General features: G+C 70.0%; 17 protein-coding genes and 2 pseudogenes. 10 read left to right on the top strand and 9 right to left on the bottom strand.

Annotated features, from left to right (window positions below):
- Positions 1-34 precede the first annotated feature (34 nt).
- From DDP54_RS00375 to DDP54_RS00365, 3 genes are read left to right on the top strand one after another with little or no spacing between them, the layout of a single operon-like run.
- Complete coding sequence (locus tag DDP54_RS00375; protein WP_109130058.1) at positions 35-1,312, top strand: endo-1,4-beta-xylanase; 1,278 nt, start codon at positions 35-37, stop codon at positions 1,310-1,312.
- Complete coding sequence (locus DDP54_RS00370) at positions 1,309-2,085, top strand: LacI family DNA-binding transcriptional regulator (protein WP_158274418.1); 777 nt, start codon at positions 1,309-1,311, stop codon at positions 2,083-2,085. The genes DDP54_RS00375 and DDP54_RS00370 overlap by 4 nt, the downstream gene beginning before the upstream one ends.
- Positions 2,086-2,100: 15 nt before the next feature.
- On the top strand, positions 2,101-3,147 hold the full coding sequence (locus DDP54_RS00365) for an RNA polymerase sigma factor (protein ID WP_277949571.1): 1,047 nt from the start codon (positions 2,101-2,103) through the stop codon (positions 3,145-3,147).
- 385 nt (positions 3,148-3,532) lie between these two features.
- On the opposite strand, the gene DDP54_RS00360 is transcribed toward DDP54_RS00365, so the two are convergent.
- The 7 genes and pseudogenes from DDP54_RS00360 to DDP54_RS00335 all read right to left on the bottom strand — a co-directional run bounded on the left by DDP54_RS00360 (position 3,533) and on the right by DDP54_RS00335 (position 7,826).
- A complete protein-coding gene (locus tag DDP54_RS00360; RefSeq protein WP_109130056.1) occupies positions 3,533-4,360 on the bottom strand; it encodes an MFS transporter in 828 nt (275 codons plus the stop codon).
- Complete coding sequence (locus DDP54_RS00355) at positions 4,261-4,914, bottom strand: MFS transporter (RefSeq protein ID WP_158274417.1); 654 nt, start codon at positions 4,912-4,914, stop codon at positions 4,261-4,263. Before DDP54_RS00355 ends, DDP54_RS00360 begins: the two co-directional genes overlap by 100 nt.
- Positions 4,915-4,958: 44 nt before the next feature.
- Entirely contained in the window at positions 4,959-5,105 is a 147-nt protein-coding gene (locus DDP54_RS18300) for a hypothetical protein (protein ID WP_197711266.1), read from the bottom strand.
- Positions 5,106-5,147: 42 nt separating this feature from the next.
- Positions 5,148-6,603, bottom strand: a pseudogene (locus DDP54_RS00350) (FAD-dependent oxidoreductase).
- A 123-nt stretch (positions 6,604-6,726) separates the two neighbouring features.
- On the bottom strand, positions 6,727-7,170 hold the full coding sequence (locus tag DDP54_RS00345) for an OsmC family protein (protein ID WP_109130054.1): 444 nt from the start codon (positions 7,168-7,170) through the stop codon (positions 6,727-6,729).
- Positions 7,171-7,231: 61 nt separating this feature from the next.
- A pseudogene (locus tag DDP54_RS00340) lies at positions 7,232-7,434 on the bottom strand (thioredoxin family protein).
- A 35-nt stretch (positions 7,435-7,469) separates the two neighbouring features.
- Complete coding sequence (locus tag DDP54_RS00335) at positions 7,470-7,826, bottom strand: metalloregulator ArsR/SmtB family transcription factor (protein WP_347338483.1); 357 nt, start codon at positions 7,824-7,826, stop codon at positions 7,470-7,472.
- 157 nt (positions 7,827-7,983) lie between these two features.
- On the opposite strand from DDP54_RS00335, the gene DDP54_RS00330 reads away from it, so the two are divergent.
- From DDP54_RS00330 to DDP54_RS00310, 5 genes are all read left to right on the top strand, one after another.
- On the top strand, positions 7,984-9,039 hold the full coding sequence (locus tag DDP54_RS00330; RefSeq protein ID WP_109130053.1) for a permease: 1,056 nt from the start codon (positions 7,984-7,986) through the stop codon (positions 9,037-9,039).
- A 24-nt stretch (positions 9,040-9,063) separates the two neighbouring features.
- On the top strand, positions 9,064-9,306 hold the full coding sequence (locus DDP54_RS00325; RefSeq protein ID WP_109130052.1) for a thioredoxin family protein: 243 nt from the start codon (positions 9,064-9,066) through the stop codon (positions 9,304-9,306).
- 88 nt (positions 9,307-9,394) lie between these two features.
- The gene (locus DDP54_RS00320; protein ID WP_109130051.1) at positions 9,395-9,682 is read left to right on the top strand and encodes a hypothetical protein; all 288 of its coding nucleotides are present in this window, start codon (positions 9,395-9,397) and stop codon (positions 9,680-9,682) included.
- Entirely contained in the window at positions 9,631-10,455 is an 825-nt protein-coding gene (locus DDP54_RS00315) for a hypothetical protein (protein ID WP_109130050.1), read from the top strand. The genes DDP54_RS00320 and DDP54_RS00315 overlap by 52 nt, the downstream gene beginning before the upstream one ends.
- A 79-nt stretch (positions 10,456-10,534) precedes the next feature.
- Positions 10,535-11,287 (top strand): sulfite exporter TauE/SafE family protein, encoded by a 753-nt coding sequence (locus DDP54_RS00310; RefSeq protein ID WP_109130049.1) that lies wholly within the window; start codon positions 10,535-10,537, stop codon positions 11,285-11,287.
- Between the two features lie 102 nt (positions 11,288-11,389).
- On the opposite strand, the gene DDP54_RS00305 is transcribed toward DDP54_RS00310, so the two are convergent.
- Entirely contained in the window at positions 11,390-11,797 is a 408-nt protein-coding gene (locus tag DDP54_RS00305) for a rhodanese-like domain-containing protein (RefSeq protein WP_109130048.1), read from the bottom strand.
- A 119-nt stretch (positions 11,798-11,916) separates the two neighbouring features.
- Positions 11,917-12,621 carry a DUF2202 domain-containing protein gene (locus tag DDP54_RS00300; RefSeq protein ID WP_109130047.1) on the bottom strand — a complete coding sequence of 235 codons (705 nt, stop codon included), beginning with the start codon at positions 12,619-12,621 and terminating at the stop codon, positions 11,917-11,919.
- Between the two features lie 164 nt (positions 12,622-12,785).
- On the opposite strand from DDP54_RS00300, the gene DDP54_RS00295 reads away from it, so the two are divergent.
- A complete protein-coding gene (locus DDP54_RS00295) occupies positions 12,786-13,481 on the top strand; it encodes a response regulator transcription factor (RefSeq protein WP_109130046.1) in 696 nt (231 codons plus the stop codon).
- Positions 13,478-14,848: a HAMP domain-containing sensor histidine kinase gene (locus tag DDP54_RS00290; RefSeq protein ID WP_109130045.1), complete on the top strand. Its 1,371-nt coding sequence runs from the start codon at positions 13,478-13,480 to the stop codon at positions 14,846-14,848. The genes DDP54_RS00295 and DDP54_RS00290 overlap by 4 nt, the downstream gene beginning before the upstream one ends.
- The last annotated feature ends 16 nt before the right edge of the window (positions 14,849-14,864 follow it).

Below are 14,864 nucleotides of genomic sequence, written 5' to 3'. Positions count from 1 at the left end.
TCAGCACAGGTCATCACAGGCAGGGAGTCGTCACATGCAGCTCGCGTCACGCAGTATCCCGGAGGCCCTGCGCCACCGCGTCGGCCGGTCGACCGTCACGGTGCGTTCCGCGGACGGGAACGTCGTCGCGGACGCCGACGTCGTGGTCGAGCAGGCCCGGCACGCGTTCGCGTTCGCGAACATCGGCTTCGACTTCATCGCGTTCGCCAACGGCGAGACCGAGGCGACCCCGGACAGCCCGTTCGGCGGCGCGGCCCCGTCGCAGGCCGCGCACCTGGCCGACCTCTGGTTCGAGGTGTTCAACACCGCGACGCTGCCGTTCTACTGGGGTGGGTTCGAGCCCGAGCGCGGGCACCCCGACACCGAGCGTCTGAGGCGAGCCGCGCAGTGGTTCGTCGACCACGGCTGCGTCGTCAAGGGACATCCGCTCGCCTGGCACACGCTGGCACCGGGCTGGCTCCACGACCTGTCGACCGACGAGGTCGAGGCGGCCGTGCGTGCGCGCATCGTCCGGGAGGTCACAGGGTTCCGCGGTGTCATCGACGTGTGGGACGCGATCAACGAGGTCGTGATCATGCCGGTCTTCGACAAGGAGGACAACGGCCTGACCCGCCTGTGCCAGAAGCTCGGGAGGGTCGAGACGGTCCGGCTCGCCTTCGAGACGGCGCGGTCGGCGAACCCGGATGCCACGCTGCTCCTCAACGACTTCGACATGTCCCCGGCGTACGAGCACCTCGTCGAGGAGTGCCTGGCTGCAGGGATCCAGATCGACGCGCTCGGGCTGCAGAGCCACATGCACCAGGGCTACTGGGGCGAGGAGAAGACGCTGTCGATCCTCGAGCGGTTCTCCCGGTTCGGCCTGCCGCTGCACATGACCGAGAGCACCCTGCTCTCCGGCCGGCTCATGCCGCGCGAGATCGTCGACCTCAACGACTACCAGGTCGCCGACTGGCCCTCGACCCCCGAGGGTGAGGCGCGGCAGGCTGACGAGGTCGTCCGGCACTACACGACGCTGGTCGGCCACCCAGCAGTGGAGTCGGTCACCTACTGGGGTCTGACCGACGACGGCGCCTGGCTCGGCGCCCCGGCCGGCCTGGTGAGGTCCGACGGCACCCCGAAGCCTGCGTACACCGCGCTGCGCGGGTTGATCAAGGACGACTGGTGGCTCGCGCCGACGCGTGTCCGGACCGACGAGCAGGGCCGTATCGACGTCGCGGGATTCGCTGGGGAGTACCGCATCACGGCAGGGGACCGGAGCGGCAGCGTGGTCGTCGACGCCACCGACCGTGCCGCCGAGGTCGTCGTGAGGTGACAGCAGTCCCGGCGCGTCGACGTCAGCCGACGATCACCGACGTCGCAGCCCGCGCCGGAGTCTCGACGGCGACCGTCTCCAAGGTGATGAACGCGCGCCACGGCGTTTCGGGCCTCACTGCGCACCGCGTCCTGGCGGCGGTCGAGGCCATGGGGTACGAGCCGAGCCTCGCGGCGACCCGTCTCCGGGGCGGGGCCGCTCGCGTCGTGGGCGTGCTGCTCTCCGACCTCGGGCACTGGGCCGGGGAGGTGCTCAAGGGCGTCTCGGCAGCCGCCGCTGGCTCCGGCTACGGGGTTCTGGTGTTCTCCGCCGCGGGCACGACCTCGGTCGGCGGATGGGAGCGCCCGGCTCTGATCCGGTTGGGCGGCACACTGATCGACGGCGCGATACTGCTCGCGCCCTCCCACGACGTGACCTGCGTCAACGTGCCCGTGGTCGAGGTCGCGGCGCAGGGGACGTTGCGGCGCCACCTCGTCGGGGGTCGCGACGGTGCTCCGGAGGGCGCGGTGCGGGCGGCGGCCCCGGACAGGCCGCACGAGCTCGGCGGCGCGGCGTTCACCATGCTTCTGGCGCTCATCGGGTCCGGTACGGACGGACCGAGGGCCCGGCTGGCCCCTCCGCTACAATGGAGGTCGCATAGCGGCCCGGTCTGTCAGACCGGGGTCTGCGTCCGGCTCTCCAGCTCGGCATCCTCAGGTTCACCGGGGCCCCGTGGTCTCGCGGTGGCAGGCGTGTGCGGCAACCGGCCGAGGTGTTGCTCGGTGCCTGGATGAGAGGGCGATCACTCCATGACTACTACGACACTCACCACCCCCGAGCGGGTCTCGACAGCGGATGAGGACCTCGTCGTCTCGACGGCGGACGACGGCTTCATCATGTCGTCGAGCGAGGACGACGCCCCCGCCCCGGTGATCTCGACCGCGGGCGCGACGATCGATCCCGTCAAGGACTACCTCAAGGCCATCGGGCGCGTCCGGCTGCTCACCGCCGAAGAGGAGGTGACGATCGCCCTGCGGATCGAGGCCGGGCTCTTCGCCGACCACCTGCTCCAGAGCGCGTCGGTCCACAAGGGGGCGTCGAAGCGAGAGCTCGAGCTCATCGCGGCGGACGGTCGCCGCGCCAAGGACCACCTCCTCGAGGCGAACCTCCGGCTGGTCGTCTCGATCGCCAAGAAGTACACCGGGCGGGGGATGCTGTTCCTCGACCTGATCCAGGAGGGCAACGCCGGCCTGATCCGCGCGGTCGAGAAGTTCGACTACTCCAAGGGCTTCAAGTTCTCGACGTATGCCACATGGTGGATCCGGCAGGCGATCACGCGCGGCATGGCCGACCAGTCGCGCACCATCCGGATCCCGGTGCACATGGTCGAGATCATCAACAAGCTGGCCCGCGTCCAGCGGCACCTGTTCCAGACGCTCGGCCGCGAGCCGCTGCCGGAGGAGCTGGCCAAGGAGCTCGACATGACCCCCGAGAAGGTCATCGAGGTCCAGAAGTACGGCCGTGAGCCCATCTCGTTGCAGACCCCGCTCGGCGAGGAGGGCGACAGCCAGTTCGGCGACCTCATCGAGGACTCCGAGGCGATGGTCGCGATCGATGCGGTGAGCTTCACCCTGCTGCGTGAACAGCTGGGCCGGGTCCTCGACACGTTGTCCGAGCGCGAGGCCGGCGTGGTGACGATGCGGTTCGGCCTGGCCGACGGTCAGCCCAAGACGCTCGACGAGATCGGCAAGGTCTACGGGGTCACGCGGGAGCGAATCCGGCAGATCGAGGCCAAGACGATGTCGAAGCTCCGCCACCCCTCGCGGTCCCAGACGCTGCGCGACTACCTCGACTGAGCCCGAGCCGGCTCGACGACGGGGACGGTTCGGTCGCGTCCCACGGATGCCGACCGCGGGACTCGATGACCAGCGCTCCCGGTGTCGCTCCTTGCCCCGACCCGGCTCGTTGCCGGGTCGAACCCCACGGCCGCCTCGGGTCCTGCTGAGCAGCGCGCAACGGAAACTCACCCAGTAAGCGGGACGCAGCGAGCTGGATCTGGGCGATCAGCGGAGCGCGCTCTGCATGCATCGCTACTTGGAGTCTGCCGCGCTCACCGCCAGAGTGGTCATTCCTGAAGTGAGGGCCTCCGCCGAAGCCCCGCACGTTCACCGTCCGCCATCGCGATCGGCGAGATCGACGGCTCGCTTGCGGCCGAGCCTTGGACGGTCGAACCGGGCGAGCTCATACCTCGCGATGACGTACGGGCATGAGCCTGACCGACCGTCGGACGCCACGTGTGTGCCGGGCCGCGAGCCACAGGACGGGGATGATCAGCGCGCCGGAGATCCCGGCGAGCCACGCGAAGCCGAGCGAGACCATGATCGCTCCGGACCCGATCGCCCCGAGCGCCGCCGCGGCGTTCATCGCCGAGTCGCCGGCGCCCTGGACCAATGGGCGCGACGCCGCCGGCACCGACTGCGACAGCATCGTTGAGGCCGGTACGGTGACGATCGACCAGCCGAGCCCGAGAAGGAACAGGCCCACGACGACGACACCGGCGGACGACGGGGCCGCCACGTTGAGAATGGCGGACAGCGCGAGGACGCCCTGACCGGCGAGGATCACGGGCATCCGGCCGAACCGGTCCGCCGCCGACCCGACCAGCGGGGCGAAGGCGTACATCCCCAGGACATGCACGCTGATCGTGATGCCGACGATGGTGATCGAGTGACCGTGCATCGCGAGGCTCACCGGCGTCATCGTCATGACCGACACCATCGCCACGTGCGCGAGGACGAGCGCGGTCAGGGCGAACTTCGCGGTGGGGACCTGGCGGATCTCGCTCAGTGCTCGTCGCAGATTCACGGGCGAGGGCGCGGGGCCCGTCGTCGGTGCGATGTTGCGGTACTCGGCGGCAACCGCCAACGGGTCGGGTCGCATGCGGAACCAGACGGTCGCAGCGGTCACAGTCAGGAGCACCGCACCGATGACGAACGCGCCGGACAGCGCGGGCAGCCCGAGTCGAGACTCCACGAACTTGCCCGGGATCCCGAGGTTCGGCCCGAGCACCGCCCCAGGGTCCCGACCCACACGACGAGCGACAGACTGCGTGCGCGGTGCACGGGAACGGCGAGGTCCGTCGCGGCGAAGCGCGACTGCAGTCCGGCGGCGGACCCGGCGCCCAGCGCCATCATGCCGAGGACCATCACGAGCACCGACGTGGTCGAGGCGGCGACGACGAGGAGCGCGGCGCCGACCGCCGCCGAGCCCCACGCGAGCGTCAACGCCCGCCGGCGTCCGCGCCGGGCGGCGAGCATGCCGAGCGGAAGCGCCAGGAGCGCGGCCCCGATGGTCACCGATGCCCGTGCGATGCCAGCCCAAGCCTCCGACCGGGTGAGCTCCTGGGCGAGCAGGACGCCGATCGACGGTGCGGCACCGATGCCGAGCGACCCGAGCACCTGGGCGACGAGAAGCACCCGGAGGGTTCGCCGACGAGCGACCGCGACCTCGGGCAGGTAAAGCCAGGACGCGTCGGACCTGTCGCCGTCGGCATGGGCGGCGTCGTCCGGGGCGACGTCCTGCTCGTGCCTCACGTTCGCTGCGCTGTCCGTCGTCGATCCCACAGGGAAATACTTCCACGGGTATCGGCTCGAGCGGACGTCCTGCTCTAGTGGTCGGATCTGCGGATCATCGTGAGCATGCGCAGGTTGATCCGCAGGAAGCGCCACAGCTGGAACGGGATGAAGGTGCGTCGGCGAAGGGTGCGGGCGGTGGGCAGCGGAGCGGCCGCGATGCGGTCGTCGGCAAGGTTCATGGACTCTCCTCGGGTCAGGTCGTTGTCGGCGGGCGGCGCATGTCATTCAGGGATGAGGAACCATCCCGGGAGGGCCTTCGCCTTGTAGATGAACAGGAAGTGCAGGAGCCGCTTGACCCAGTGCGCGGCCAGCCCGACCTCCCCGTAGGTGTCCTTCACACTTCTGCCGCTCCCGGGGAACCGGACGTAGTCAGGGACCACCGGGTACATCGTCATCGCAGCCGCAGTGCCGTGGCGCAGGCCGGTGCCGGCGGATGCGATGCAGGCGGCGCCCATGGTGGTCATCGATGCGGTGTGTGTCGGAGTCTGTGAGCCGGTGCGGATCATGTCGTTGATGCTGCGTGCCACCTGACGGCCCATCACCCCGGACGGCATGCCGGTGCGCGGTGGGGCGGGGGAGATCACGGTCCCTCGGGGCTCGTCCGTGGCACGGAGATCGGGTGCGGCGGGGCGAACGCGATGCCGACGCCGAAGATGTTGCTGTAGGCCGGGCTCTGGTAGGTCGAGGGCCAGTCCGCCGCGAGCCACTCGTCGTAGGGCTTGGTGGCGTAGTCGGCGTCGACGCGGAGGAAGCCGCTCGGGGCGAACATGGTCGAGGTGATATCCGTGCCGTCGCGGTCGAAGGCGGCCAGCTCCTGACCACGGAACGGCGGCAGGAGCATGGCGAAGTCGAATGTCAGGCTGTCCTGCTCGCCGTCGAGGGTCTCGAAGAACAGCTTGCCCGGCTCGACCTTCTCGACGTGCGCCCGGACGATCGCGCGAACGCCCCGCTCGCGGAACAGCGACTCCGTCCAGAGCTGGCTCGAGCTGAGGAAGCCCTGCTGCTCGAAGACCATCCCGCCGACCCCGAAGTCGCCGAGCTCGTACTCGTTGGTGAGGTAGATGACCTCGGCGAGCTCTCGCACCCCGTGGGCCCGCAGCTCGTGCTCGACGTTGAATGCGTACTCGAAGGCCGCACCTTCGCAGGTGCACGTGCCGTGACCGACGCCGATCACGAGCCGCTGTCGTTCGCCGGCCCTCAGCTTGGCGATCACCTTCTCGAGCTCGGCTGCCGCCTGGACGGCGTGCGACGGTGTGCAGACCGACAGTGAGTTCCCGTCCGGCCCGAGGCCGGGGTCGCCCCGAAGTTGAGCTTCGGCCCGGTGGCATTGATGAGGTAGTCGTAGGTCAGACGTTCCGTCTCGCCTTCGCGTCCCGGCGCGGTGTGCACGATGTCGACACCAGGATGGGCGTTGCTGGCGTCTCCCTCGGGCCAGATGGCCACAGCCTTAGCCTGCCGGAACGTGATGCCGGCACGTCGGTACACGGGCGCGAGCGGGAAGACCACCGCGTCGGGCGACATCCGACCGACGCCCACCCAGATGTTCGACGGGATCCAGTTCCACTTCGCGTTGGGGGAGACAACCACGACCTCGTGCTCCTTCCCCACCATGCGTCGGAGGTGGAGAGCGGCCGTGTGCCCAGAGACGCCGGCACCCAGAATCACGACGCGAGCCATCGAATCCCCCAGGGAGGTCAGGGAGCTCCTCGTTGAGCCCCGCTGTCCATGATACCTCCCGGGGTATCGGGCGGCTGGTCCTCCTCGGGAAGTGGCGCCGCACGGCCGGGTGGTCGACGACCGTCACAACTGGGGCGGATCCGCCGCGGCCGGCACGATGACGACGCTGCCATGCACGTCGCACACCGCGGCCAGAGTGTTGTAGACGGTCCCGAACTGCCGCAGGTTGCGATGCACGAGGTCGACTCGGCGTTCGTCTTCGTCGGTGACCAAGCGCAACTCGTACTCGATCTCCACGAACTGCGGAGGAATGTCCTGACGGCGGGCACGGACGTCGATGTCGGCGTGCTCGTAGCGGAACGACAGCAGAGCGCTCGACCGTTCAAGGTTCTTCATCAGGCAGGCGGCGAAGGCGGTGCCCAACAGCTCGGCTGGTCCGGGCGTTCCGGGAGGCTCGTCGGCCGCCCACATGGCGTCGACGGGGATGGTCTGGTTGCCCGCGGTGACCGTAGCGACACCGCCCGCCGCGACTTGTGCCCGCACGTGGTAGCTGATCGGTGGTTTCATCGCTCTCGCGTCCTCCCGTTCGGGTCTGACGTCAGTGCTCTTCCTCGAGTTGCGGGGCGCGTCAGGAGGCGAGCCCAGCGAGGATCGCGCGGACCTGGGCGCTCCGGGGAACTCGACCGGAGAACAGGACCTTGTCGTCGACGACCAGGGCCGGCGTCGACATCACGCCGTAGCCCAGGATGGTCGGATAGCCCTCGATCTTGCGACCGTCGCGTCAAGACCGAGCGCGCCCACGGCGTCGCGGGTGACGCGCTCGAGGGCCACGCAGCTGGGGCAGCCCGGTCCGAGGACCTTGATGATCACTCCGCTGCCGTCTTCACTGCGCGAGGCCTGGGGCCCGGGCCGGGCAACGCAGCGGCGAGCCGGTCCAGGGCGTCGTCGGCGAGCGAGTAGTCGATCCACCGACCGCGGCGACTGGTCGTGACCAGACCGGCGTCGCGCAGCACCTTGAGGTGGTAGCTCAGCAGGTTGGCGGCGATGGGGATGTGCTCCTGAAGGTTGCACACGCACGACTCGCTCGCCGTCAGCTGCTGGAGAACGGTCCAACGGATCGGGTCGGCCACTGCCGTGAGGAGCGACACCGACGCGTCGGCGTCCTCGCGCGGGGCGCTGGTCAGGACGATCGGAACAGCGCGGGGCGCAGTTGAATCAGTCACATTTGAACTATATGCCGCGGCGACGAGCCCATCAACGCGATCGGTCGACGGTCAGCGTGGACCAAGGTCCCGTTCTGCGGTCGGCCGCCCGGTGCTACGTTTCAAGCGTGCCTGATACAACCGGCGTTGAAGTGACGATCTCTGGGGCGGCGTTCCGATGAGTGTCGCGGAGCGGTTGCGCGCCAAGACTCCGGTCCGCCGTTGGGTCGGACTGGGTGCGGCCGCGGTGGTGTGGTTCGCGCTGTACGAGGTGAACCTGCCGGTGTGGGACTGGGCCATCTACCAAGTCGTGGGCCTGGATCCGGCCAGCCAGCTGGGATCCGGGGTCCATTTCTTCTTCTACGACTCGATCAAGATCCTGCTGCTGCTGGTCTCGATCATCTTCGCCGTCACGGTGCTGCGCTCGTTCATGAGTGTGGAGCGCACGCGGGCGATGCTGGGGGGCAAGCGGGAGGGCATCGGCAACGTGATGGCGGCCGGGCTGGGCGTGATCACCCCGTTCTGCTCGTGCTCCGCCGTGCCGGCCTTCATCGGGTTCGTCGCGGCGGGTGTGCCGCTCGGGGTCACGATGAGCTTCCTGATCGCCAGCCCGCTGGTCAACGAGGTCGCGATCGCCTTGCTGTTCGGGATGTTCGGCATCGGCCCCACGGCCCTGTACGTCGGGGCCGGTCTGGTCATCGCGATTGTGGCCGGCTTCACGATGGGCCGCCTCAAGCTCGAGCACTGGGTCGAGCCGTTTGTCTTCGAGACCCGCCTGGGCGGACAGGTCATCGACTCCACCTCCGGGCTGACGTGGGACGACCGGATCCAGATGGGCATCGAAGAGGTCGCCACGATCCTGCGCAAGATCTGGCCCTACCTGCTCGTCGGCATCGGGCTGGGCGCCGCGATCCACGGCTGGGCGCCGGAGGACTTCTTCACCCGCTACGCCGGGGCCGGCAACCCGTTCGCCGTCCTGATCGCCGTCGCGATCGGCATCCCCCTGTACTCCAACGCGGCCGGGATCATGCCGCTGGTCCAGGCCCTGCACGACAAGGGCCTGCCGATGGGCACCCTGCTCGCCTTCATGATGGCCGTCGTCGCCCTGAGCCTGCCGGAGATGATCCTGCTGCGCCGGGTCCTCAAGCCCCAGCTCATCGCCACCTTCATCGCCGTCACCGGGCTGGGCATCATCGCCGTCGGCTACCTCTTCAACGCCGTCATCCCGTCCTGACACCCCACCACAAGGAGAACCAGCATGATCATCAAGATCCTCGGCCCGGGCTGCGCCAACTGCGCCAACCTCGAGAAGGCCGCCCGCGAGGCCGCCACCGGCCTGGGCATCGACGCCACCTTCGAGAAGGTCACCGACTACGCGGCCATCGCCGGCTACGGCGTCATGCGTACCCCGGCCCTCGTCGTCGACGAGAACCTCGTCCTGTCCGGTCGGGTCCCCACCGCTGCCCAGGTCCGCGACATCCTCGCCCCGCTCGTCGCCTGATGGACCGGGCTGCGCGGGGCACCCGGGCGCTGCAGCCCGGGCGCCCGGCGCGGCCTGCGGATCCTCATATGCGAACGAGACTCCCGACATGACCGCCATGACGCCCCGGCCGACGGTCCCGGCCGGGCACGCGTTCGAGCACGGCGGCGACATCGCCCGCCCGGGGCAGCGCCGCGCTCTGAGCTGGGCGCTCGGTGTGAACATCGCCCTGCTGGTCGTCGAGGTCATCGGCGGCATCTTGTTCGGGTCGCTGGCCCTGCTGGCCGACGCAGCGCACCTGGTCTCCGCACCGAAGCCGCGCGTGCCGACCTACGCCACCCCGTCATGGGTGCGATGCACGCGACCGTGCCCGGTGGCCTGCTCGTCCTGGCGGTGATGACGTCCGTTGTGGGGCCTGAGCTGTTCTCCGCAGGCGTGGTCGTCGTGGTCGTCGCCCAGCTCGCGATCCTCGGTGCCGCGCTCGGCCTGGTGATCAGCGTGGCCTTTGCGTACGGGCTGTTCACCGGGGAGCATCCCGCCGCCGCGGTCAACGGTGGTTGGTTCATCCCGCCGGTGGTCACGATCATCATCCCGATGGCGCTGACCCCGCTGATGCCTCACGTGGGGGCAGGCACCGCGCGGTTGCTGCTGGCTCTGGGCTATGCGACCTACGGGATGGGGTTCGTGCTCTTCCTGCTCACCATGGGGCTGCTCCACGACCGCCTCGTCCTGCAACCCGTGCCGCCTGCAGCACTCGCGCCCACCGTGTGGATCGCCCTGGGGCCGGTCGGCGTGGGGACGCTGGCGCCCCTGGCGCTGGCCCGCGCGGGGCAGTCCGTCTTCGGCGCAGCCGCGCCGGCCGTCACGCTGCTCAGCCAGCTCGTCGGGACCGCGCTGTGGGGCTTCGGACTGTGGTGGCTCGCCATCGCCGCAACGTTGCTCGTGCGCTACGTGCGCGCCGGCGGATTGCCGTTCCACCTGGGCTGGTGGGCCTTCACGTTCCCTCTCGGCGCGTTCACCGTCGCCACTGTGACTCTCGCACGAGCCTGGCAGACCCCGGCCCTGGAGGGCGTTGCCTCACTTCTCTACCTGGCCCTCGTCGGCTTCTGGGCCGTCGTGGCCGTCAGGACCGCCGCCGCGACCCGCGCCGGGCGCATCTGGCACCGCTGACCTCAAACGAAGGCCGCGCCGTCCAGGACTGCGGTCACTCGGGATCCGCCGAATCGACTGATGTGGAGGACGTGACTCAATGGACACCGTCGTGTTCGTCATCGCGGCTGGTCTGTTCGCTCTATCGGTGGCGTCGGGGATGCTCGGCCTGGGCGTCGCGTTCGCGGCCGTGCCGTTCCTCGGCTTCTTCATGCCAGACCTGGTCCATCAGGTCCAGCCGCTGAGTCTGTTCCTCAACGGCATTACTGCCTTGTTCGCTGCGTTCGGGTTCGCGCGCAGCGGTCACGTGTCGTGGCGTCCGGCGATCGTTCTGACCGCTGTGACGGCGACCGTGGCACCGCTGGGCTCGTGGCTGGCTCAGTACGCCGCCCAAGGTTGGCTGTGGGTGATCTACCTGTTGGCGGTGGGCTACCTGGCCTGGCAGATGTTCCACCAGACCACGCGGGAGTCCGACACGTCCGCCGCCCCGAACCTGCGCCTCGCCCTGCTGCCGGCCGCGCCGATCTCGCTGCTCGCGGGTCTGCTGGGTGTCGGTCCCGGGTTCCTGCTCATGCCCGTGCTGATCCTGGTCGGCTTCGAGCCCAAGAACGCTGCCGGTATCAACGCGGTCGCGGTGACGCTGCCCTCGTTCACTGCTCTCATCCCGCACATCTCCACGGCTCAGGTCGACCTTCAGCTCGCCGGCGTCCTGATCGTGGTCGGCGCCGTGGGGTCGTTCCTCGGGGCGCGTCTGACGAGCAGGTTCGTCTCGGGTCCGGTGCTCAAGCGCGTCTTCGGGATCCTGATCGTCGTCATGACCGCGGTGAAGGTGGCGACCCTCCTGATGTCGTAAGGAGGGTCGCGGTTCTCAGGCCGAAAGCTCAACGGGGGTGACGGTCAGGTCGTCGAGGACGTCCAGGGTGCGCGTGCCTGTCTCGTCGTGTTCGGCTCCGCGTCAGCTCGTGACGAGCGCGCCGCCGTTGGCCTGCCAGTCAGCGACCCCGCCCGTGAGGTTGTAGATCGTCGTGAAGCCGAGCTTGGCCATCCGATCGGTCGCCGCAGCGGAGCGGTTGCCGCTGTGGCAGTAGACGAAGTACGTGCCGTCCTTCGCCAGCTGCCCGACCTGACTGTCGAACGTGTCGCTGCTGACGTCGATGTTGACCGCGTCGGCGAGGTGTCCGGACTGGAACTCGGTCGGGGTCCGGACGTCGATCACGGTGATGCCGGGCTGGGCGAGGACGGTGGCCGAGCCGGCGACGTTGACGTCGGTCACTGCGTCAGGGCTGCTGGAGCAGGCGCTGAGTCCAGCGACGGAGAGGATTGCGGCGAGCGCGACAGCAGCCGCGCGAGAGGTGAAAGACATACCCCCCAGGGTATCACCCTGGTGCCCCACGCGTTCATGCGCGGGCACGACGTCTGGGCTCGTGCATCCGATGGATCGCGAGCCCAGACGTCGTGTGCGCGCTGGGTGGCCGGAATCGATCAGCCGCCGAACGCCACGAGGTGGCGCTGCGAGCCCGCGAGCAGGTTGGCGTACACCTGCAGCGCGTCCGGGGCGGTGACGCCGACGACGGCAGACTTGAGGTCCGAGATGTCGGTCGACTCGACGGTGCGAGCTGCCGTGTAGGCGGCGTCGACGCCGGCAGAGCCGTCGGCGAGCAGCGTGTTGTACAGGTCCTGGGTCGTTGCGGTCGCGAACGTCCCCGCTGCGCGGTCAGCGGTCGGGTCCGCGATGGAGTACCGGTCGAGGATGATGCGGACCTCCGTGAGGTGCTGGGTCTCGGCGTTGGCGATCCGGGTGAACGCTCGCGTGCCGTACTGGTCGGCGAAGGCGACGTACAGGTCGTGGGCGAGCTTCTCCTCCTCGGCGAGCGCAGCGACCGCGGACTTCTGCGTGTCCGTCAACGTGCCGCTCGCCACATCGGTGAGGTCGCTGGGGGTTCCCGTGCCCATCCCAGAGCCCCGGGCCTGGCCACCGTTGCCTTGACCCATCTGGCCCGCGCGCGGCCCCGCCCCGACGCCGGTGCCGTCACAGGTGCCGACCTGCTGCGTGGTCTGCTGGGCATTGCGGGCCGGATCGGGCCCGATGCCACCGTCCTGCGCGCGGGCCAGTGCGGGCGAGGCGAGGAGTGCGGTGGCGACGACGCCGGTGGTGATCGCCGTGGCGATGCGAGTCCTGGTGCGCATGATGAGGCTCCTTCGTTGGTCTTTCCTGGTGGGCGACCTCACAGTGCCTCGGGCGTCTGCAGGTCTCTCGGGATCGGTGTGGAGACGGCGTGGAGTTTGCGGCCGGAGAGGCGTGCCGCCGCGGATCGGGGCTCCCGACCGTGCGGGACACGCCAAGATGGGGCATGCCCACCGTGCTGGTCGTCGAGGATGAGCGCGACATCCGCGAGGTGCTGCGCCGGTACCTCGAGCGCGCCGGCCTGTCGGTGCTCACCACAGGGACCGGTGCTGAGGCGATCCGGATGCTCACCTCTGCCCCGCCAGACCTGGTGGTGCTCGATCTCGGCCTCCCTGATCTCGACGGAACCGAGGTGCTCCGCGAGATCAGCGCGGCCGGGCATCCGCCCGTCATCGTCCTCACGGCTCGCAGCGGCGTCGACGACCGGATCCGCGGCCTGCAGCTCGGCGCGGACGACTACGTCACCAAGCCGTTCAGTCCCGCCGAGGTCGTCCTGCGCGTGCAGGCGGTCCTGCACCGTGCCGGCGGCCCGACTGGCGCGCCCGGCGCTGCGACCTATGGCGAGGGCAGGCTGCGGATCGACGAGCTGCGGCACGAGGCGTGGCTGGACGGCCGCGAGCTGGATCTGACCCCGACCGAGTGGGGCCTGCTCACGGCCGTCGCAGCGGCCCCGGAGCGGGTGTTCTCGCGCTACGAGCTGGTCAACCGGGTGCGGGGATACGAGTATGCCGGGTACGAGCGGACCATTGACTCGCACGTCAAGAACCTCCGGCACAAGCTCGGGCCGGACGGGTCCGACGTGGTGGAGACGGTGCTCGGTGTCGGCTACCGCCTGCGCCTGCGCCGAGACGATCCCCGATGACCACCAAGCGGTTCGGTCTTGGTCCGCTCGGCCGGCGGATGCTGCTCGCATTCGTCCTGGTCGCGGTCTTCTCGGTCGCCGTCCTGACGGCCGCGGCGCTGGTCGGGGTCGGGCGCGGCATGGAGGTCTCCCAGAAGGCCGACCGTCAGCAGGCGACGCAGGCCGCGGCGAACGCGGCGGGCGCCGCGTACCAACAGATCGGCAGCTGGGCAGGGGCGGACCTCAGCCATGCCGGTGCGATCGCGGAGGTCGCGGGGGCGCGCCTGTTCGTCCTCGACGCGTCCGGGGCCTCCGTGGGTGGCGGCTCCGGTTCTCCGGCTGGTCAGGGCAAGGGCGGCCTCGGGCCGGCCGGCGGCGCGGGCGTCTTCGATGCCACCGTGACGGCGAACGGCGACGCCGTCGGCACGGTCCGTCTGGTGTTCCTGACGGCGACCGGGACCGGCGGTCGCGACGTCGCCTGGTCGTGGATCGCCGCGGCTGCGGTGATCGCACTCCTCGTTGCGGTGCTCGCGAGCTGGGTGGTCACCCGGCGGCTCGCGCGTCCGATCGCCGCCATGACGAGGGCCGCGCGGGCATTCACCGCGGGGGACCGGAGTGCTCGAGCGGGCGTGACGGGGCCGGGCGAGATCGGCGAGCTGGCGCGCGCCTTCGACTCGATGGCCCAGACGGTCGCCCGCTCGGAGCAGGAGCGACGCAACGTCACCGCCGACGTCGCGCACGAGCTGCGCACGCCCCTCGCAGCTCTGCAGGCCGGGCTCGAGGAGCTTCGTGACGGCCTGGTCGAGCCCAGCCCGCAGGGCCTCGGCGCTCTCCACGACCAGTCGTTGCGGCTGGGACGCATCGTGAGCGACCTCGCCGAGCTGTCCGCAGCCGAGGCCAGCGGCGACCCGGTCGCGTGGGCGGACGTCGACGCGGCGCAGGTCGCGAGCGACGAGCTGGCAGCGCGGGAGTCGCAGCTGCGCGCCGCCGGGCTCGTCGTCGACAGCCGGTTCGACGGACCCGTTGTGGTCCAGGCTGACTCCGACCGACTGCACCAGGCGATGGGCAACCTGCTGGCCAACGCCGCCCGCTACTGCCGCCCGGGCGACCGGGTCAACGTCGTCGTGCGGACGGAGGGCGGCGATGCGGTCCTCAAGGTCGTCGACTCGGGTCCGGGGATCGCAGCGGACGAGCTGCCCCACGTCTTCGACCGGCTGTGGCGGGGCCGATCAGCCCGCCAGGTCGCGGGTTCGGGGATCGGACTGGCCGTCGCTCGAGAGATCGTCACGGCCCATGGCGGCACGATCGAGGCGACCTCGCGCGAGGGGGCCGGGACAACGATCACGATCCGTCTTCCGCTCAGCCCGGCCTCGCCGCGGGAGCCGTGACGGCGTCGGCGACGCG

Source organism: Cellulomonas sp. WB94 (genome assembly GCF_003115775.1).
GTDB lineage: Bacteria > Actinomycetota > Actinomycetes > Actinomycetales > Cellulomonadaceae > Cellulomonas_A.
This window is presented reverse-complemented; position numbering and strand designations above follow the sequence as displayed.

Coding starts and splice junctions, on each gene's coding strand:
- DDP54_RS00375 (WP_109130058.1), top strand. CDS start 35: ATGCAGCTCGCGTCACGCAGTATCCCGGAGGCCCTGCGCCACCGCGTC.
- DDP54_RS00365 (WP_277949571.1), top strand. CDS start 2,101: ATGACTACTACGACACTCACCACCCCCGAGCGGGTCTCGACAGCGGAT.
- DDP54_RS18300 (WP_197711266.1), bottom strand. CDS start 5,105: ATGAACCTTGCCGACGACCGCATCGCGGCCGCTCCGCTGCCCACCGCC.
- DDP54_RS00345 (WP_109130054.1), bottom strand. CDS start 7,170: ATGAAACCACCGATCAGCTACCACGTGCGGGCACAAGTCGCGGCGGGC.
- DDP54_RS00330 (WP_109130053.1), top strand. CDS start 7,984: ATGAGTGTCGCGGAGCGGTTGCGCGCCAAGACTCCGGTCCGCCGTTGG.
- DDP54_RS00325 (WP_109130052.1), top strand. CDS start 9,064: ATGATCATCAAGATCCTCGGCCCGGGCTGCGCCAACTGCGCCAACCTC.
- DDP54_RS00320 (WP_109130051.1), top strand. CDS start 9,395: ATGACCGCCATGACGCCCCGGCCGACGGTCCCGGCCGGGCACGCGTTC.
- DDP54_RS00315 (WP_109130050.1), top strand. CDS start 9,631: ATGGGTGCGATGCACGCGACCGTGCCCGGTGGCCTGCTCGTCCTGGCG.
- DDP54_RS00310 (WP_109130049.1), top strand. CDS start 10,535: ATGGACACCGTCGTGTTCGTCATCGCGGCTGGTCTGTTCGCTCTATCG.
- DDP54_RS00305 (WP_109130048.1), bottom strand. CDS start 11,797: ATGTCTTTCACCTCTCGCGCGGCTGCTGTCGCGCTCGCCGCAATCCTC.
- DDP54_RS00300 (WP_109130047.1), bottom strand. CDS start 12,621: ATGCGCACCAGGACTCGCATCGCCACGGCGATCACCACCGGCGTCGTC.
- DDP54_RS00295 (WP_109130046.1), top strand. CDS start 12,786: ATGCCCACCGTGCTGGTCGTCGAGGATGAGCGCGACATCCGCGAGGTG.
- DDP54_RS00290 (WP_109130045.1), top strand. CDS start 13,478: ATGACCACCAAGCGGTTCGGTCTTGGTCCGCTCGGCCGGCGGATGCTG.